Below are 18,034 nucleotides of genomic sequence, written 5' to 3'. Positions count from 1 at the left end.
ACGCCAGCGCGCTGGTTCTGTTGAAAAAAAGACGCCGGGGTATCCCCGGCGTCTTGAATCACTGCAATAGCTGGAAGCGGCTCACTGGTTGTCACGAGAGGCCACCAGCAAACACATAGGGGCTCTGTTCTCAGCCGTTGCGCTTGGCAAAGCCATCCATAAAGCTCACCAGGGCCTTCACTCCCTCCAGCGGCATGGCGTTGTAGATGCTGGCGCGCATGCCACCGACGATGCGGTGCCCTTTGAGGGCCAGCAGGCCAGCGGCTTCCGATTCGGCCAGGAACTGCTTGTCCAGCTCGGCATTTTTCAGCTGGAACGGGATGTTCATCCGCGAACGGCAGCTGACATCCACCTGATTGCCATAGAAGCTCGACTGATCGAGATAGTCATAGAGGAAGTCGGCCTTCTCCTTGTTGCGCGCTTCCATCGCCTCGAGGCCCCCCTGTTCTTTCAACCACTCGAACACCAGACCGGCCAGATACCAGGCGTAGGTGGGCGGCGTGTTGAACATGGAGTCGTTCTTGGCAGTGAGTTTGTAGTCAAAAATCGAGGGCACATCGGCTCTCGCCTGATCCAGCAGATCATCGCGTACGATGGCGATGGCCAGCCCAGAGGGCCCGATATTCTTCTGGGCACCGGCATAGATGATGCCAAAGCGGCTCACGTCGAGAGGACGGGAGAGAATGGTGGAGGAGAGATCCGCCACCAGCGGCACCTCGCCAGTGGCCGGGATGTCGAACATCTCGATGCCGTCAATGGTTTCGTTCGGGCAGTAGTGAACATAGGCCGCATCGGCGCGAAACGCGGGGGTCGGCAGCAGGTGGGAGATCCCCTGCTCGTTCTTGGCAACCCCCTGGAAGGTCTGGATATCACCATACTTTTTGGCTTCATCCACCGCGCTCTGGGACCAGACGCCAGTCAGCAGGAAGTCTGCCTTCTTGTTGGCGCCGCCCAGCAGGTTCATGGGCACGGCGGAGAACTGACCGCGGCCGCCGCCGTGCATGAACAGTACCTTGTAGTTGTCCGGCACCGCCAGCAGCTCGCGCAGATCCGCTTCAGCCTTCTCGGCAACCGCCATGTAGGGCTTGCCGCGATGGGAAAGCTCCATGACCGAGGCTCCCAGCCCCTGAAAATTACAAAATTCGCGCTGGGCGCGCTCCATGACTTCAACCGGCAGCATGGCGGGGCCGGCGCAGAAGTTGTAAATCTTTTTGCTCATGACGCTTTCCGTGAGTGGATGAGAGTAATCGATGACTTGTCAGGTTTTACACAAGAGCAGCCAGCGGATCAAAGGCTTTTTGGGAGCTGGCTCAACCTTTTACCGTCACTCTGCGTCCCCCTTGCAGTAGAAAAAGCCCTGAACGGGTCAGGGCTTGCAGGGAACATGCACAGAAATGGCAGGCAGAGCGCATAAACGACCACAGCTCAGCCATTTCTGACAAATTTACAGTTTGGCGGTGAGCTCCGGCAGCAGAGTGAAGAGATCCCCCACCAGCCCATAGTCCGCCACCTGAAAGATGGGGGCGTCGCTGTCCTTGTTGATGGCAACGATCACCTTCGACTCCTTCATCCCCGCCAGATGCTGGATGGCGCCCGAAATGCCGACCGCGATGTAGAGCTCGGGCGCCACCACCTTGCCGGTCTGCCCCACTTGCAGATCGTTGGCGACATATCCCGCATCAACGGCGGCCCGCGATGCCCCCACCGCCCCACCCAGCTTATCGGCCAGCGCCTCAATCAGGGCAAACTGCGCCTTGGACCCCAGTGCCCGGCCACCTGAGACAACCACCCGGGCGGCGGTCAGTTCGGGCCTGCTGGAGCGCACCGCGCGGCGCTCGACCAACCGGGTACGACCAGCGAATTCGGGCACGGCCAAGCGTTCGATGAGAGCCTGCCCGCCCGTCGCCGCCTTGGCAAAGGCGGTGGCCCGCACCGTCATCACCTTGACGGGCGCCGAGCTTGCCACTCTGGCAATGGCATTGCCCGCATAGATGGGGCGCAGGAAGGTGTCGCTGCTCTCGATAGCCGTCACCTCGGAGAGCATCTCCACCCCGAGGCGAGCCGCCACCTGTGGCAGCAGCGCCTTGCCCATGGCACTCGCCGCCATCAGGCAGTGGCTGTAACCTTCGCACCAGCTGGCCAGCAGCTTGTCCATCCCATCCAGCAGCCCGTCGGCCAGCAGGGGATGTTCGGCAAGCAGAACCTTGTCGACACCGCCAATGGCAGCCGCCTGTTCACCCGCCTCGGTCAGCCCCTGCCCGAGCAACAGCAGGTCAACCTGACCGCCGATTGAGCCGGCTGCGGTCACCAGTTGTGCCACGTTGTCGGCCAGATGGCCTTGATGATGTTCGGCAATGATCAGCACGCTCATGGCAGCACCTTCGCTTCGTGTTTGAGTTTGTCCACCAGCTCGTCCACCGAGCCCACCTTGATCCAGGCGCTGCGCGCTGGCGGCGCCATCACCCCGAGCAAACGGGTCTGATTGGCCACCTCAACGGCGAGTGTCGAGAACGGGGCGCTATCAAGCGGCTTGCGCTTGGCCTTCATGATGTTGGGCAGCGAGGCAAAGCGCGGTTCATTCAAACGCAGATCGGCGCTCACCACCGCAGGCAACGGCATGCCCAGGGTCTCGAGGCCACCGTCGATTTCGCGGGTCACCAGCAGTTCTCCCGCTTCCACCTTAAGGGCTGACGCGCAGGTCGCCAGCGGCCAATCATTGAGGGCAGCCAGCATCTGGGCCACCTGATTGTTGTCAGAATCGATGGATTGCTTGCCGAGCAGCACCAGATCCGGCTGCTCCTGCTCACACACCTTGTGCAAGGCGCGGGCAACCGTCAGCGGGGTGAGCGTCTCATCGGTGACACTCTCACCGGTTATATAGTGCAGCGCCCGATCCGCCCCCAGCGCCAGCGCATGGCGCAGTTGCTCGGCGGCAGCGTCAGGGCCGAAAGTCACCACCACCAGTTCGCTGGCGATACCCGCTTCCCGCAGCCTGACCCCCTCCTCCACCGCAATTTCACAAAAGGGGTTGATCCCCATCTTCACATTGGCCAGCTCCACGTCGGAGCCGTCTCCCTTCACCCGGATCTTGACGTTGTAATCGACTACCCGTTTGATCGCGACCAGCAGCTTCATGGGGTCATGCCTCGTCTCTTTGGATTGAATTCATTAGTGTGCCTCTGCGTTTGTTGCAGTACGCTCTTCCCTGATTTTTTGCTTTTTCTTGCTCAGTTTTGCTTACAACTGCTTTACGTTTACGTAAACTACCAGCATTACCCTAGGCCAACCAGAGCGCAGAGGCAAGATGGAACGGGAAGCAATGGAATTTGATGTCGTCATCGTCGGCGGCGGTCCGGCGGGGCTCAGTGCAGCCATCGCCCTGAAACAGCAGGATGCCACTCTCTCTGTCTGTCTGCTGGAGAAGGGAGCGGAAATTGGCGCCCATCTGCTCTCCGGCGCCCTGTTTGATCCCGTCGCCTTGCAAGAGTTGCTGCCGGATGGCTGGCAGCAAGCGCCGCTCGGCGTGCCGGTCAGCGACGATCAGGTTCATCTGCTGCAAAGCGAGCAACGTTCCCTGCAACTCCCCGCCTGGGCGGTGCCACCCCGGATGCACAATGAGGGTTGCCATGTGGTCAGTCTGGGCAATCTCTGCCGCTGGCTTGGCCAACAGGCGGAAAAACTGGGAGTCGAAATATACCCGGGATTTACCGCCAGCGAACTTATCATGGAAGCGGGTCGGGTCAAGGGGGTGATCACCGGCGATCTGGGGCTGGATCAGGCGGGCAATCCAAAAGCTGATCATGTGCCCGGCATGGCGCTGCTCGGCCGCTACACCCTCTTTGCTGAGGGGGCCCGCGGCCATCTCGGCAAGCAGTTGATCGCCGACTTCAACTTGGCAAGCCCTGCCCAGCCCCAGCACTATGCCATCGGCTTCAAGGAGCTGTGGCAACTGCCTGCTGGCCAAGGCAAAGCAGGACAGGTGCTGCACGGCAGTGGCTGGCCCCTTGGCAAGCAGGGGGGAGGCAATAGCCACGGTGGCTTCTACCTCTATCACATGGAGGGGGATCAGGTCGCGGTCGGGCTGATTGTCGATCTCAACTACCAGAATCCCTGGCTCAGCCCGTTCGACGAATTCCAGCGCCTCAAGCATCACCCGCTTATCGCCGGCGTGTTGCAAGGGGGTGAACGCATCAGCTATGGCGCCCGCGCCATCACCAAGGGGGGCTGGCACGCCCTGCCCCGCATGCACTTCCCGGGCGGCCTGCTGATCGGCTGCGATGCCGGCACCCTCGACTTTTCCCGCATCAAGGGGATCCACACCGCCATGAAATCGGGGATGCTGGCGGCAAAAACCGTCGCAATGGCACTGCGGGGGGGCGATGAAGGGGGACGGGATCTGGCCCAGTATGGCGACGAGCTGCACCAGAGCTGGCTGGCCCGCGAGCTCAAGGCGGCGCGCAACTTTGGCGCGGCTCTTCACCGCTATGGTCCCTGGTTGGGCGGTACCTTCAACTGGCTGGAGCAACGGCTGTTTGGCGCAAACTCGCCCTTCAAGCTGCTCGATAAGGCTCACGACTACCGTCAGCTGCGCGTGGCCAGCCGCTGCGAGCCCATTCATTATCCCAAACCCGATGGCAAGCTGAGCTTTGACAAGCTCTCGTCTGTGTATCTGGCCAACACCAGTCACGACGAGGATCAACCTTGCCACCTCAAGCTGCAGGACGCGCGCATTCCGGTCGAGGTCAATCTGCCCACCTGGGCCGAACCCGCCCAACGCTACTGCCCGGCAGGTGTGTTTGAAGTGCTTGAAATGGAAGGCGCGGCCAAACTGCAGATCAACGCAGCCAACTGTATTCACTGCAAGACCTGTGACATTAAAGATCCCAGTCAAAATATCATCTGGACACCGCCACAGGGAGGCTCCGGGCCCAACTATCCCAATATGTGATGGAACGGCGATGCCAAGATGCGGTGACATCAAAGATACTCAGTCCCAAAACATCGTCTGGACACCACCACAGGGGGCTCCGGGCCCAATTATCCGAATATGTGATGACGCGGGGCAGCGGCAACAAGCAGCACCAGCTAGCCCTCCCCCAGCCAAAGGCTGGGTTCTACCCCGCATAGCCGCTCAGGTGATCCGACCTCGCTGTTTTTTTGAACAAACAAGCTGAATCCCTGATGAATAGCCCCTGACAAGCGCGGCCCGCCCCTGTATAGTTCGCCGCATTCAGGTTTTCCATCGGCCCGATCTGCTTATCCACGGGATCGCCTTCTGCAGCGATCTAAGGCCGCATGACCTGTGCAACCATCCCTGATTACCCATGACTTTTTAAGGGGGGACAGATGATCACCGCCTACATTCTCAACAACAAGGTGCTGGACATAGTCACGCTCGGGCCTGACGACATAGTACCTGACAACACGGTCTGGCTGGATGCCTACAAGCCGGACACGGCAGAGCGAGAATGGTTGACGGGCCTGTTCCTGGAAGAGGTCCCCGACAAGGAAGAGCTCGACGACATCGAAGCATCCGCCCGTTTTTACTGGGATACCGATGGTCTGCACATTCACTCCCTGTTTCCCCAGCGGATCGGTCGTGACACCAAGGGTGTCCACGTCTCTTTTACCCTGCGCAACAACCTGCTGATCAGCATTCGTGAAGATGACATCGGACTGGTGCGCCTGCTGCGCCACTATATGCGCCAGGATCGGCTGGAGGTGGAGGATGCCCTCGACATCCTGCTGGAAGTGCAAAACCTCAAGGTGGAGTACCTCTCCGACCTTATCGAAGATGGTTACAAGACCTTGGAAAACACCGCCGATCAGATCTTCGAGCCGGATCAGATCAACCCCATGCTGAAAGAGTTGATGGCACAGGAAGAGGCCAACGGCCAGATCCGTCTCTCTCTGCACGATACCCGCCGCGCCCTGCGTTTTCTCAAACGCAGCCTGCGCCAGCGCATGAGCCTTGAGCAGAACAAGTGGATCGACGAGATGCTGCACGATGTGGAATCCCTGTTGCCCCACACCCAGTTCCTGTTCGACAAGATCAACTTCCAGCTGGAGGCCTCCATGGGGGTGACCAATCTGGAGCAGAACAAGGTAATCAAGATCTTCTCGGTAGCCGCCGTGATCTTCCTGCCGCCGACCCTGATCGCCAGTATCTACGGCATGAACTTCGGCCGCATGCCGGAGCTCGCTTGGGAGTATGGTTATCCCATGTCACTGGTGCTGATGGTGATGTCATCGCTCGGCACCGGCCTCTTCTTCAAGCGCAAAGGCTGGCTGTAACGCCGCCGACGCGCGCTGCGATATCTGAAGAAACCGATTGGGGGGCATGGCCCCCCGATTAATTTGCGCCACGCCCAACGCCTTGCAAAGGGCGCTTCGTCGCCCCATATCCCCTCCATCACTCAATTCAAGTGGATAACGGGCAACCATGACCCTCTACCCCGAACACCGATATGACGATCACGGCCAGTTGCGCCCGCCCCTCTGGTTCTGGCCCATCGCCCTGTTGCTGACCCGCTCGGTCTGGCTCTTTCTGATGGCGGGGGTGACCCGCGAGAGCGGCAGCGAGATCCTTACACTCTTTTATCCGGACAAGATCACCCTCTACATCAGCCTGCTGGCCGACGTACCCGCTATGCTGGCGTTGCTCGCCTGCGGGGGCACCTATCAGCAGACCCAGAGCATTCGCGCCAGACTCCGGCGCCACAGCCCGCTGCTGCTGCTCTGCTCTGCCGTCAGCGGTCTGCTGATGCAGTTGCACAGCCTCAATCTGCAGAAGTGGTCATTCAGCTGGCCCACCGCACTGGTGCTAGTCGCCAGCCTCTGGTCACTCTGGTATCTGCTGCGCAGTCGCCAACTACGGGAATATGCCGCAGATCAGCCCCACTGAAGGGGCTGATACCTATTGACGAGTGACCCGGATCTGCAGGGTCTGGCGCTCGCTCTGGCTGCCTCGACCGCCCTTTAGCTGGGTGCCGAGGCTACTCCCCTGATCCGCTGAGCTGGTCGAAAGCTCTCCCACCGTCAGCCACTGGCCCGGGGCCCCGCTCACCTCGGTGGCACTCTGCCCACGATTGATGGTGCCCTGATCCAGCCTCGCCTGTTCGCTGCTCAGCGCAATCTGCACCCGATCCCCAATCAAGGTGGCCGTGGCATAGAGGCCGTTCACCAGCGGCATCATCCCCACCACGGCGCCCCCGTTCCACAGATAGAAGGTGACCGGCTGATAGGAGCCCATCTGTAGCAACACGGGACGGCCCGACAGCCCGCGCACCTGCCAGCTGTCGTTCTGGCTGCGCTGGTACTGCCGGGCGTTGCCATCGAGCAGCCACTGCCGCTTGGCCTCGTCGCGACTGATTGCCCCCCCAGTTGCTGACCGCTGGCGGCACCATCGACCCGCCACTCGATAAGCAGACTTTGCGGCGGCTGGTTGACCTGCGCCAGCGTGGCTTCGGCCTCCTGCAGCTGGGCTGGCGTCCCGCTCAGCACCAGCTGATTCCCCATGGCGCTGACCCCAAGCTGGGGATAGATCTCCTTGAGGGTCTGCACCGCCGCCTGCGCCTCGAAGACCGGGATCACTTTCACCTCGGCCCACAGCGACGGGCTCCAGAGTCCCATCATGCAGCCAAGCCACAGCAGCGCCCTGCGGCCAACCTTGCCCATCCGAACCATTATGCTCTCCTCGTTCTCTGTGCTCTTCTCGCACTCTGTTCTCTTCTCTCTGCTCAGGTGTAGACCCCGCCAACAGCCCACAGCCAACAGCTCAGCCCTATGCCGTTCACCCGTCGATGATGAACCCGGCGGTTGCCAAAAAACAATCGGGAATGCAGCAACTCCGTGATTTCCCACGGTATGAGGCTCTCATTCCACGCCCGTTATCGCGTAAGATAGCGCCATCATAGTTGCCCAAGCGGAATCCATCATGTTGAAACAGCTGTTGTTACTCCCCCTCGCCCTGCTGCTGGGGGCCTGCTCCCTGACCCAGTACAACGTCAGCGAGGCCGAAATCAACCAGTACCTCAAGGATCAGGTCTCTTTTGAAAAACAGCTGGGGATCCCCGGCATCATGTCGAGCAAGATCCGTCTGGATGAGATGCAGAGCCGTATCGGCCGCAAGCAAGCAGATCGCATCGAGCTGGACGCCGCTGGCGACCTGCAGGTGAGCAGCCCCCTTGGCAGCCAGCAGATGAAGATCCGCTTTGCCCTGAGTGCCCGCCCGGACTATGTGGCCGATCAGGGCGCCATCTATCTGCGTGACCTTGAGCTGGTCTCGGTCAAGACCGAGCCGGCCGATATCGGGGCCGCCCTCACCCCGCTGCTGCCCACCTTCAATCAGTCGCTCTCCCTATTCTTGTCGCAGACCCCGGTCTATCGCCTCGACAGCAGCCGCAAGAACGAAGCCAGGATCAAGGAGAAGGTCGAAGCCCTCAAAGTGGAGCCAGGCCGTCTGGTCATCCCGTTCAAGCTGCTCTGATCGCAGCCGCATTGACACTTTCATCGCAATAAACAGATAACCGTCCTCTTCGACAGCGCACATCCGGTTTAACGTGCAGCCGATCGGGACGGTTTTTTACTTCTCAAGTCCCCGCCAACACAGCATAATGCTGACCATTCTCATTTAGATTCGTTATGAGAAGCGTCAATAATAAAACCAATGGTGAGAAGGGACATGAGAAAAACCGTACTGGTTCAGGCGATTGCCTGCGCACTGATCAGCGGCGCCGCACACGCTGCCGTCAAGGTCGAAGACAAGACATTCAATACCGCAGCCAACATGCTGGCCTATACCGAATTCGAGCTCTCCGGTGAGCCGCTGGCCGAAGCGCTGGGGCTGGATCTGGATGTGCTGGATGCCAACCGTGCCGATGAGCCGACACCGTTCGACTTCGCTGCCGGCATCGAATCCTACGAATACTCCGAAGAGGCGATGTACGCCCTCAACTACCAATCCGGCATGGGCCCGCATCTGGTGAACGGGCCGCAAAACCTGGCCCGTGGTGGCACCATGGCCTCTCTGGGGCAACGGGTGCTGGCCATGGCCGATGCCGTTGGCTTCCCGGCCGATGAAGTGCCGCAGGGCATGTATCCCCTCTCCCTGCCCTATGCCTCCGCCAATCCGGAGTTTGCCCAGGCCGTCAACGCCACCCCGGTCAATGGCGATCAGATCACCATCAAAACCGCCAAAGGGACCGAGAAAACCGTCAAGACCCAGGTACCCGCCTACTTCCGTGACTACAGCACCCTGCGCTGGAGCGGCAGCGACAACCTGCTGGTGCCCGCTGCGGTGGGCGGTATCCTGCTCAAAGAGGTGATGTGGTCGCAAGACTTCCTCGGCGGCATGCACGTGGCCGAGACCGATGAAGAGGTAGAAGCCGCCTCCGCCACCATGGATCAGGATGGCAAGCACAAGCTGGGCGTCTCTGCCGCCGATGGCTTCAACGGCATGATGCTGACTGAGCAGTCCATCGACAAGCTGGCCATCATGCAAAACCAGCTCGGCTTCGATGGCAAGCAACTGGGCGCCAAGATCACCCCGCAGTACGATCCGGCCAAAGGCATTGTCTACTTCCCCCATCAGGTGAAAGTGACCGAAACCAGCAATAACGATGCCGGTGCCATCGGCAAGCTGGAGGTAGTGGATGGCTCCGCCCAGCTGCGCGATGCCTGGATGATGCTGTGGCCGCTCTCCGAGTTCTATGCCTTCAGCGATCAGCGCAGCGCCAACACCAACCAGAACCCGGCCTTCCACGCCGTGTTTGACGGCGCGCCGTTTGCCGCCGCACCGGCTGCCAACAAGGCCAATGACCTGGGCAAAGCGGTCGCGGGCAGCGATGCCTTCTCGCTGGCGATCAATCTCTCCAACCTCACCTTCAAGAACTTGGCGGCCCTGCACTTTGATACCAAGGCTGGCACCCTGGTCGACAGCTGGCAGGCCGGCAAACAGGGCAAACACGTCACCACCTTTGACGCCGCTTACGCACTGGTCGCCCTGCAGATCTTCCAGCGCGCTCAGGATGCGCTGCCGGTCGGTTACGCCGCTGGTGACAATGGCGAGCTGAACCTCAAGACCCAACAGGGTCAGCAGGCGCTTGAGCTTATCCGCAAACAGGCCGACTTCATCCTTGCCAACCTCAAGGGCAAAAATGGTCTGGTGCATGATGGCATCACCTTGGGTGGCAAACTCGATGCCAGCCACTCCATCGATGCGCAGTTCGCCGCCATCCGTGGTCTGACCGCTGCGTTCCTCGCTACCTCCGATGCCAAGTACCGCACTGCCGCCCGTGAGCTGTTCATCGCTGCCGACAAGGCCTACTTCAATGCCAAGGCGGGCACCTGGCTGGCGGGTAAACAGGGTGAATACACTCCCTGGACCCAGGCTGCCATCTCCGGCGCCCTGCGCTCTGCCATGCTGAACCTGCGCAACGAAGGGGCCGAGAAGGCGCCCGAGCTGGAGCTGGCCAAGCTGACCGGTCAGTACGTCAGCTGGTTCCGTGGCACCGTCAACGGTGGCATGCAGATGGCCGAGTGGATCGGTGACTCCGGCGAGAACATCATCGAAGGTGCCGGCAGCGACACCGATGAAGATGGCGTACCGCAAGTGACCGCTGCCGGTGGCAAGCACGGCACCGCCATGGTGATGGCCGCCAAAGCGGTGGTCAGCGAATAATCCTCGCCATTCACCAGCATGAAAAAGGGAGCCAAATTGGCTCCCTTTGCATTACAGCGTCTGACACAGTTTCAAGGGCTTTCCTCAAACCAGCTTGTCCAGCATCTCCTTGGTCACCAGTACAATACCCTGCTCGGAGCGGTAGAAGCGGCGGCTATCCTCATCGGCATTCTCGCCCACCACCAGCCCATCTGGCAGCACACATCCCTTGTCCACCACCACCCGGCGCAGACGGCAACCGGCGCCGATCTCTACCCCGGGGAAGATGATGGCCTGATCCAGGGTGCAGAAGGAGTGCACCCGCACATTGGTGAAGAGCACCGAGTTGAGCACGAACGACCCGCTGACGATGGTCCCGCCCGAGAACATGGAGTTGATGGTCATGCCATGCTGACCATTGCGATCCTGCACAAACTTGGCCGGTGGCGTCAGGGTCTGGCTGGTCCAGATGGGCCAGTTCTGATCGTAGATATCGAGCTCGGGCAGCACGGAGGCGAGATCCATGTTCGCTTCCCAGAAGGAGTCCAGCGTCCCCACGTCACGCCAGTAGGGCTTTTGCCCCTCGCGCGCCCCGACACAGGACATGTTGAAGGGGTGAGCAAATGCCATCCCCTCCTCCACGATGCGGGGGATCACATCCATCCCGAAGTCGTGTTTGGAGTCCTGATTGTGAATATCCTCCTCCAGCAGTTGATAGAGGTACTCCGCCTCGAAGATATAGATCCCCATGGAGGCCAGCGAGCGATCTTCGCAATCCGGCATGGCGGGCGGATTGGCCGGTTTTTCGACGAAGGCGCGGATCTTGCGCTGCTCGTCGATATCCATGATCCCGAAGGCGGATGCCTCGGCCCGCGGCACCTCGATACAAGCGACCGTCACCTTGGCGCCAAGGCGCACATGGTCGAGCAGCATGGCAGCGTAATCCATCTTGTAGATGTGATCCCCCGCCAGCACCACCAGGTATTTGGGGCCGTAGTCACGGATGATATCGACGTTCTGATAGATGGCATCGGCGGTGCCGCGATACCAGTGCACCTCGTCCACCCGTTGCTGGGCAGGGAGCAGGTCGATGAATTCGTTCATCTGGTAACGCAGGAAGGACCAGCCCGATTGCAGGTGACGCAGCAGGCTGTGAGATTTGTATTGGGTGACTACACCAACGCGGCGGATCCCCGAGTTGATACAGTTGGAGAGCACAAAATCAATGATCCGGAATTTGCCACCGAAATGGACGGCAGGCTTGGCGCGGTTGTCAGTCAACTGCTTCAGGCGACTACCACGTCCACCCGCCAGCACCAGTGCCATACTCTGGTTCAATAATTGTCGTGCTTTGGCACTATTTTCGGGCTCTAACAACATGATTTACCTCTGCCTTGTTTGATCTATTTTCAACTCATCTTCGCCTGTTTCGGCACCTGTGAAAGTGGTTTCACTCACATTTAACCGATCTCAATTGACCCTTTTCACCGAGTTGCGAGGAATAGCATGCTTTGCTCCGCCAGCTTGGTTAAAATTCCCCCACAAAGCAGCCACTTCAAGGATGACAAGATGGTTCACAAGCTCGGACGTACCCTCTTTCTGATCGCCACCATAGTGACCATACCCCTGCTGCTCCTGCAAGCAGTTTGGTTGGCCCTGCAGAGCACACCGCTCACTTTGGCCATTATTCTGGCCACCACACTGCTTGGCATGATCCTGCTATTGATGCTGGCCATCCGCACCATGGATGGCATGCTCCAGCATCAGGAGCTCACCTGGGTCAAGGCAATCAGGGGACGGGATCCCTCACAACTCGATGAGCCCGCCTCCCAGGAGGTGCTGCAACAGCTGCTGGAGCAGTTCGAAAGCGCCGAGCAGAGCGCTCATCGCCAGCTGACCGAACTCAGCAACCTGGCTACCACCGACGAGCTGACCCAGCTACTCAACCGCCACGCGTTTCGCCGCGACATGACCGAGTTGCTGCAGCGGGATCAGGACACCCAGACCGCGACCCTGGTGCTGATCCGTGCCACCGAGCTTGGCAAGATCAACGCCCAGCGCGGCTTCCAGTCTGGTGATGCCTACATCAAGGACATGGCCGCCCTCATCAAGCGGGTGGTAAGCCGCTTCCCGGGCAATCAGGTCTACCGCATTTCGGGGGCCGATTTCGCCGTGCTGGTGCAACCGGTGGCCAATATTCCTCCCCATCTGCTGGGGCAGGATTTGAAGGTGGCCTTCGATCACTATCAGGATCAGCACGAGCTGGAGAGCACCGGTTACTCGGGGCTGACCAAGCTCAGCAGCGGCCAGAAAATTGAAGCCGTACTGGCCAGAGCGGATCTGGCGCTGGCTCGCGCCCAGACCGAAACCATCAACGGCTGGGCCATCCAGCAGGATGACAGCGCCTCCGATCTGCAGGGGCAACACCACTGGCGCGACGTGCTGACCGAAGTGCTGGCACAGGAGCGACTCAGCTTTACCTACCAGCCGATCCAGCCCCTGCACCGCAGCATGCTGGCCTACAACGAGATCTACACCCGCTTCAGCGGCAGCGACGGCACCGCCCTGCCCACCGACACCCTGTTTGCCATGGCCCAGCGCCTGGATATGGTGATGCGGCTGGAGCAGCTGGTCATTACCCACATCATGCGTCAGTACCGGGCCTTTGGTGCCAACCAGAGTCGCTGGGGGATCAACCTCTCCCCCAACCTGCTGCAAAACAGCGCCTTCCTGATCTGGCTTGACCGCCAGCTGCTCAAAGATCCCAATACCAGTGCCAATCTGGTGTTCGAACTGGATGAAGAGCATCTGGAACGCAACCTGACCGGCGCCAAGCGGGTGTTTGAACTGCTGCGCCGCAACGGCAGCCGCTCGGCCATCGCCAACTTCGGCAAGGGGATCGGCTCCTTTACCCTGTTTCGCGAGCTCAAGCCCGACTACATCAAGCTGGACCCTGCCCTGATCACCGGGCTGGAGCAGGATCAGACCAACCAGCAGTTCGTGCGGATGATCGTCGATGTATCACATCGGATGGGGTGTCAGGTGATTGCAGAGGGGGTGGAACAGCTTGGCCAGAAACAGCTGCTGCAGGGGATGTACGTGGATGGTTTGCAGGGCTATCTGATCGCCCGGCCGCAACCGCTGCGACCGGATATCAGCCAGCTGGGGCTCTTTACTGAGGATGCTTCAGCTTCAAAAGGGTCAGAATGATGTCATTGAGCTGGCGATAGCGCTCCAGCTCTTTCTGATCGTAACGGGTCGCCAGTGTGGTGGGGTTGTGGCGGTTCTTGAGGTAACGGTTGATTTGCAGGCGATTGAACCCCGCCACCTGATAGACCTGGCCAAGCAGGGTATTGAGCTCATCGTGCTCCAGACCGGCTCTGGCCAGATAGTCCCCATCGGCGGGACTCTCGGTCTGGTGACTCCACTTGCCAATGCGACCACTCTCCTGCAGATAGCTGAGCCACTGTTCGATATAGAGAGGTTTACACCCCGCCAACAGGTTGAAAAAGCCCACCGCGTCGCAACGACAACCGCTCAGAAGCACGACCGCCAGCTGATCGTCATCGCACTGGAAGGTCACTGGTCCGGCTTGCGCCCAATCCAGCGCCTGCACCCGAATGCTGGCCTTCTCACCCGCAGCTCCCGTTACGTCGAATACAAACATGGCGCTCCTCCCTTGGCAAAAGGTTGATGATGGACCATCCCCCTGACAGGTGCAAAGGCAAATCGGCTTTTAACTCATCAATCGGGTCATTCGACCATAAAAAAGACCAGCCCCCTCACGGGGGCCGGTCTTTGTCCCGATGGCCTGTGCATTCAGGCCATCAATGGAGGCGCTTTCAGGCGTCCAGCTCAACCAGTGCCTTGGCCAGCTCGATAGGTTCGAGCTCCTGACCTTCAAGATCGGCGTTCCAGTTCGGGCCGACCAGCACATCATCTTCATCCAGATCGTTGATCCAGATATCGAGAAACTCTTCCAGATCGATCACTTCCGGCTCGTAATCGGCCCACTCGTCGACGCAGTGCAGACGGGCGTCCTCTTCGGCAGACCAGAGCGGCATCACGTCGGCATCTTCAAATTCGGCGGAGCGGCAGACGACCCAGTCTTCCCCATAGCGCAGACCCCACACCTGACCCGACTCGCGGACTTGTTCGATAAACAGTTGGAAATTGGCGTCAAGGTTGTCGTTAAGCATGCTCATGGGATTCTCTCTTTCTTTCGGGTGCTGCGGCATTGTCGGGCGACAATACGATGGCCAAATGGTGTCGCAAAAGTGACATGGACTCAAGCATATTGGGGTTATTCCGGGAAAAAAGCCGGGATAACCCATATTTGCCTGCAAAAACGCCTCCCGATGGAGGCGTCTTGCAGATTCAGGAGCTCAACGCTCCCAGTAAACCTCTTCCAGGCTGTCCTCTTTCTCCGGCAAACCGCGGGATAGACGTGGGCTGCTCTGGGCCAACACCTCGTAGCTGACGCGGTTGGCGTATTTGCACACCTGGGCCAGTGAGGAGTAGGTCAGGAACTCGGAGATGTGCTTGGCGGAGTTGGGCACATTCATCCGGTGATAGGAGTTGGCCACCATGTCGTGCAGCACGGCGGAAAGGGCGCCATCCCCTGCCCCGTTGGTGTTCTTGATCTTCTCCGGGCCACCCATGTACGGGGAGATGTGGGAGTAGATGCGGGCCGGTTTACGGCACTTGGCACGGGCCATCGGGCGGCTGAACTCATACATGTTGAACTCGGGGATAACGCCCGGCAACAGGGTATGAGTGGTCTCGCGCTTGTAGTCCTCGTCGGTGTAGCTCGCCATGTAGAGGCCGATGGGGCCAGCAGTACAGAGCACCATGTCGGCCCAATCCAGCGCCTTGTCGGCCGCACCGAGCGGATCTGCGATACCGGTCAGGGCTTCACCTTCGTCTTCGTTCATCGCCAGTACAGTCACGTTCTCGGCAATGAAGTCACGCCACCACTGGGGGTTTTCGTCGATGACGAAACGGGTGCCCAGGGTCAGCACTACGGGAATACCGGCCTCGCGAGCATAACGTACTGCGGTCATGGCCGCCTCTTTCATCGGATCACCATCGTCACCGCGCACCAGATAGGCGGTGATCACCAGTGCAGATGCCCCTTTGATCACATCCTCCGGAATGTGCTGCACATCCAGCTGGTTCATCTTGCCGGCGTTGATGCCGAAGCTGCGCTCGCCACACTCGGTGATGAAGGTGAAGCAACGGCCGATGGGACCATCAACCGGCTGCAGGTAGTCCAGATTGACGCGGGAAGATGTGTTGCACAGATAACGGTAGGCGTAGCAACCGATGCGAATATCCTGACTCATCACACCCAGCAGGATGGAGTGAGAATCGGCCAGCACCGAGTAGTTGTGTACCGTGTTGCCGATAGTGCCACCGGCAAACTCGCTCACTACCATGTTGTTGGCCTTGAGCTCGTCATAAATCCGTTCGGCTACATCGTCATTGATGACGACGGAGTGCCCCTTGCTCAGACCATAACGGGTCAGAAAGTCTTCATCCACATGGGCTTCGATATCAACCAGGGTCTGATCAATCCCGACGACGTAGGCTTTGCCCAGCTCGGTTAACAGGGGATTTTGCGGCACCAAGGGATCGCGTCTGTCGACAGGGAAGTAGTGTTTGGACTTGCGCTGACCGGGAAATTTCATGGCAATGTTCTGTGCTCTGGGGGAAAGAGGGGCGGGATTTTAACACAATCCGCCGCCCCGAAAAGTCGCCCTGTTTAAATAATGGAGTCAGTATAGACAAGGCCTGCAAGGAAAAACGTTTGCCTTTTCACCATAAAAAAACCACCCAACCCGGGGTGGTTCCCTAGCATACAAAAGCGCCTGTTTTCAGGCGGCCGCCATGCCCTGCAACAGAGCCAGCACCGAGAAGAGGCCGAGGGCGAGCCAGAACAGCAAGGTGCCCAGAAAACGGGGCACATTGGGGGCTTTGGGGATCTGGATGCCGATGGCATGCAGGATGCGGCCGACCAACAGCATGGCGCCACCGGCATGCAGCCAGAGCGCACCGGCACCGGAGAGCTCGCACAGCGCCATCAGCAGCAGGGTCAGCGGCACATACTCGGCAAAATTGCCGTGGGCCCGGATCGCTGCCAGCAGCTCGGAGGCTTCCCCCTGCCCTATCATCACCCCAAACTGGGCGCGGCGTCTGACCACCCAGAAGGAGAGTCCCAGAAACAGCAGCCCCAGCAGGCCTGCGTAAATCAGCGTGATATGTACCATGACTCGACTCCTTGTTTGACTGACTGCCGGTCACTCATGCCAATTCGCGGCAGATGAGCGAGACCATCATCCGGATATGGGCCTGATCGCTGTTGAGGGCCGGAATATATTCAAACCGCTCGCCACCGGCCTCCATGAAGATCTCCCGGTTCTGTACCTGAATTTCCTCAAGGGTTTCGAGGCAGTCGGCCGCAAAGGCAGGACAAATTACATCGAGCCGCTTGATGCCCGCGGCAGGCATACCGGCAATAGTCACGTCTGTGTAGGGCTTGAGCCACTCCTCCTTGCCAAAGCGGGACTGGAAACTGGCCGTCCACTGCCCTGCCTCCAGCCCGAGCGCCTCGGCCAGCAGAGTGGCGGTGTGGCGACACTGGTGACCATAGGGGTCCCCTTCGTTCTCATAGCGCTCGGGAATACCGTGGAACGACATCAGCAGGTGATCACCCTGACCGTGCTGCTCCCAGTGACGGCGCACACTCATGGCCAGCGCCTGTATGTATTCGGGATGGGCGTGATAATCACGAATGAGCCGTACCACCGGCAGATTGCGTTCTCTCTTCATCGCCTTGCCCCAGGCATCAAAGACCGAGGCGGTGGTACTGACCGAATATTGCGGATAGAGCGGCAACAGGATCACCCGATTGACCCCTTTGGCCTTGAGCGCCTGCCAGCCATCATTCACTGACGGGGAACCATAGGTCATCGCCAGCTCCACCGGCACCTCGACCCCCTCCCGCTTGAGCTCCTGCTCCAGTGCGGCGCGCTGCTGCTTGCTTATCACCATCAGCGGCGAGCCCTGCTCGGTCCACACCTGCTGATAGAGCTTGGCCACTTTGGGCGAGCGCGTCGGCAAGATGATGAAGTGGAGCAGCGGGCACCAGAGGTAACGGGGCAGGTCCACCACACGGGGATCGTGCAGGAACTGGCTGAGGAACGCTTTGACGGCAGCGGTGGTCGGTGCGGCTGGGGTACCCAGATTGACCAGCAATATTCCGGTTTTCGTGGTCACGTTGGCTTCCTGTCTATCTGTCATTATGCAAAAAGGGCCCTACAGGGCCCTTCTCTTTATATATCTGATGGCACGGGAAACTGTGCCGGCAGCAAA

15 protein-coding genes and 1 pseudogene are annotated in these 18,034 nt (G+C 59.6%); 6 read left to right on the top strand and 10 right to left on the bottom strand.

Annotation, left to right across the window (positions count from 1 at the left end; genetic code table 11):
* Nucleotides 1-130: 130 nt before the first annotated feature.
* The 3 genes from serC to ACTG1P_RS01045 form a co-directional block, all read right to left on the bottom strand.
* Nucleotides 131-1,219 (bottom strand): 3-phosphoserine/phosphohydroxythreonine transaminase, encoded by a 1,089-nt coding sequence (gene serC / locus ACTG1P_RS01055; RefSeq protein ID WP_440000212.1) that lies wholly within the window; start codon nt 1,217-1,219, stop codon nt 131-133.
* A gap of 225 nt (nt 1,220-1,444) precedes the next feature.
* Complete coding sequence (locus ACTG1P_RS01050; protein WP_440000211.1) at nt 1,445-2,371, bottom strand: electron transfer flavoprotein subunit alpha/FixB family protein; 927 nt, start codon at nt 2,369-2,371, stop codon at nt 1,445-1,447.
* Nucleotides 2,368-3,135 carry an electron transfer flavoprotein subunit beta/FixA family protein gene (locus tag ACTG1P_RS01045; protein ID WP_440000210.1) on the bottom strand — a complete coding sequence of 256 codons (768 nt, stop codon included), beginning with the start codon at nt 3,133-3,135 and terminating at the stop codon, nt 2,368-2,370. Before ACTG1P_RS01045 ends, ACTG1P_RS01050 begins: the two co-directional genes overlap by 4 nt.
* Before the next feature lie 169 nt (nt 3,136-3,304).
* Between ACTG1P_RS01045 and ACTG1P_RS01040 the strand changes: the two genes are divergently transcribed.
* The 3 genes from ACTG1P_RS01040 to ACTG1P_RS01030 all read left to right on the top strand — a co-directional run bounded on the left by ACTG1P_RS01040 (nt 3,305) and on the right by ACTG1P_RS01030 (nt 6,904).
* Complete coding sequence (locus ACTG1P_RS01040; RefSeq protein ID WP_440000209.1) at nt 3,305-4,948, top strand: electron transfer flavoprotein-ubiquinone oxidoreductase; 1,644 nt, start codon at nt 3,305-3,307, stop codon at nt 4,946-4,948.
* Between the two features lie 398 nt (nt 4,949-5,346).
* Nucleotides 5,347-6,294 carry a magnesium/cobalt transporter CorA gene (gene corA, locus ACTG1P_RS01035; RefSeq protein ID WP_005337059.1) on the top strand — a complete coding sequence of 316 codons (948 nt, stop codon included), beginning with the start codon at nt 5,347-5,349 and terminating at the stop codon, nt 6,292-6,294.
* A gap of 148 nt (nt 6,295-6,442) precedes the next feature.
* Entirely contained in the window at nt 6,443-6,904 is a 462-nt protein-coding gene (locus ACTG1P_RS01030; protein ID WP_440000208.1) for a DUF2919 domain-containing protein, read from the top strand.
* Between the two features lie 12 nt (nt 6,905-6,916).
* Here the strand turns inward: ACTG1P_RS01030 and ACTG1P_RS01025 are convergent.
* Nucleotides 6,917-7,635: pseudogene (locus tag ACTG1P_RS01025) on the bottom strand (hypothetical protein).
* A 301-nt stretch (nt 7,636-7,936) separates the two neighbouring features.
* On the opposite strand from ACTG1P_RS01025, the gene ACTG1P_RS01020 reads away from it, so the two are divergent.
* Both ACTG1P_RS01020 and ACTG1P_RS01015 read left to right on the top strand, forming a co-directional pair.
* Nucleotides 7,937-8,488 carry a lipoprotein gene (locus tag ACTG1P_RS01020; RefSeq protein ID WP_005337065.1) on the top strand — a complete coding sequence of 184 codons (552 nt, stop codon included), beginning with the start codon at nt 7,937-7,939 and terminating at the stop codon, nt 8,486-8,488.
* Nucleotides 8,489-8,683: 195 nt separating this feature from the next.
* Nucleotides 8,684-10,681, top strand: a complete 1,998-nt coding sequence (locus tag ACTG1P_RS01015; RefSeq protein ID WP_440000207.1) for a hypothetical protein — start codon at nt 8,684-8,686, stop codon at nt 10,679-10,681.
* A gap of 84 nt (nt 10,682-10,765) precedes the next feature.
* On the opposite strand, the gene glgC is transcribed toward ACTG1P_RS01015, so the two are convergent.
* Nucleotides 10,766-12,040: a glucose-1-phosphate adenylyltransferase gene (gene glgC / locus ACTG1P_RS01010; RefSeq protein WP_440000206.1), complete on the bottom strand. Its 1,275-nt coding sequence runs from the start codon at nt 12,038-12,040 to the stop codon at nt 10,766-10,768.
* Nucleotides 12,041-12,229: 189 nt separating this feature from the next.
* Here glgC and ACTG1P_RS01005 point away from each other — a divergent pair, with 189 nt between their 5' ends.
* The gene (locus tag ACTG1P_RS01005) at nt 12,230-13,870 is read left to right on the top strand and encodes an EAL domain-containing protein (RefSeq protein ID WP_440000205.1); all 1,641 of its coding nucleotides are present in this window, start codon (nt 12,230-12,232) and stop codon (nt 13,868-13,870) included.
* Here ACTG1P_RS01005 and ACTG1P_RS01000 read toward each other — a convergent pair.
* The 5 genes from ACTG1P_RS01000 to hemH form a co-directional block, all read right to left on the bottom strand.
* Entirely contained in the window at nt 13,833-14,327 is a 495-nt protein-coding gene (locus tag ACTG1P_RS01000; RefSeq protein WP_042055706.1) for a hypothetical protein, read from the bottom strand. The genes ACTG1P_RS01005 and ACTG1P_RS01000 overlap by 38 nt on opposite strands.
* Nucleotides 14,328-14,502: 175 nt before the next feature.
* Nucleotides 14,503-14,865: a DUF2750 domain-containing protein gene (locus ACTG1P_RS00995; RefSeq protein WP_005337077.1), complete on the bottom strand. Its 363-nt coding sequence runs from the start codon at nt 14,863-14,865 to the stop codon at nt 14,503-14,505.
* Between the two features lie 180 nt (nt 14,866-15,045).
* Nucleotides 15,046-16,350, bottom strand: coding sequence for an inosine/guanosine kinase (locus tag ACTG1P_RS00990; protein WP_005337079.1), 1,305 nt, complete (start codon nt 16,348-16,350; stop codon nt 15,046-15,048).
* A 186-nt stretch (nt 16,351-16,536) separates the two neighbouring features.
* Nucleotides 16,537-16,929, bottom strand: a complete 393-nt coding sequence (locus ACTG1P_RS00985) for an MAPEG family protein (protein WP_440000204.1) — start codon at nt 16,927-16,929, stop codon at nt 16,537-16,539.
* 34 nt (nt 16,930-16,963) lie between these two features.
* On the bottom strand, nt 16,964-17,938 hold the full coding sequence (gene hemH, locus ACTG1P_RS00980) for a ferrochelatase (protein WP_162517664.1): 975 nt from the start codon (nt 17,936-17,938) through the stop codon (nt 16,964-16,966).
* Nucleotides 17,939-18,034 lie beyond the last annotated feature (96 nt).

The organism is Aeromonas sp. 11P (assembly GCF_051920165.1).
GTDB lineage: Bacteria > Pseudomonadota > Gammaproteobacteria > Enterobacterales > Aeromonadaceae > Aeromonas > Aeromonas veronii.
Note: the sequence above shows the minus strand (reverse complement) of the source record. Positions and strands in the feature narration are given on the sequence as shown.

Bases quoted from the DNA above. Each gene is read 5' to 3' on its own strand.
- ACTG1P_RS01045 (WP_440000210.1), bottom strand. From the start codon at position 3,135: ATGAAGCTGCTGGTCGCGATCAAACGGGTAGTCGATTACAACGTCAAG.
- ACTG1P_RS01020 (WP_005337065.1), top strand. From the start codon at position 7,937: ATGTTGAAACAGCTGTTGTTACTCCCCCTCGCCCTGCTGCTGGGGGCC.
- ACTG1P_RS00985 (WP_440000204.1), bottom strand. From the start codon at position 16,929: ATGGTACATATCACGCTGATTTACGCAGGCCTGCTGGGGCTGCTGTTT.
- ACTG1P_RS00995 (WP_005337077.1), bottom strand. From the start codon at position 14,865: ATGAGCATGCTTAACGACAACCTTGACGCCAATTTCCAACTGTTTATC.
- ACTG1P_RS01040 (WP_440000209.1), top strand. From the start codon at position 3,305: ATGGAACGGGAAGCAATGGAATTTGATGTCGTCATCGTCGGCGGCGGT.
- serC (WP_440000212.1), bottom strand. From the start codon at position 1,219: ATGAGCAAAAAGATTTACAACTTCTGCGCCGGCCCCGCCATGCTGCCG.
- ACTG1P_RS01050 (WP_440000211.1), bottom strand. From the start codon at position 2,371: ATGAGCGTGCTGATCATTGCCGAACATCATCAAGGCCATCTGGCCGAC.
- ACTG1P_RS01005 (WP_440000205.1), top strand. From the start codon at position 12,230: ATGGTTCACAAGCTCGGACGTACCCTCTTTCTGATCGCCACCATAGTG.
- glgC (WP_440000206.1), bottom strand. From the start codon at position 12,040: ATGTTGTTAGAGCCCGAAAATAGTGCCAAAGCACGACAATTATTGAAC.
- corA (WP_005337059.1), top strand. From the start codon at position 5,347: ATGATCACCGCCTACATTCTCAACAACAAGGTGCTGGACATAGTCACG.
- ACTG1P_RS01030 (WP_440000208.1), top strand. From the start codon at position 6,443: ATGACCCTCTACCCCGAACACCGATATGACGATCACGGCCAGTTGCGC.
- ACTG1P_RS01015 (WP_440000207.1), top strand. From the start codon at position 8,684: ATGAGAAAAACCGTACTGGTTCAGGCGATTGCCTGCGCACTGATCAGC.
- ACTG1P_RS01000 (WP_042055706.1), bottom strand. From the start codon at position 14,327: ATGTTTGTATTCGACGTAACGGGAGCTGCGGGTGAGAAGGCCAGCATT.
- ACTG1P_RS00990 (WP_005337079.1), bottom strand. From the start codon at position 16,350: ATGAAATTTCCCGGTCAGCGCAAGTCCAAACACTACTTCCCTGTCGAC.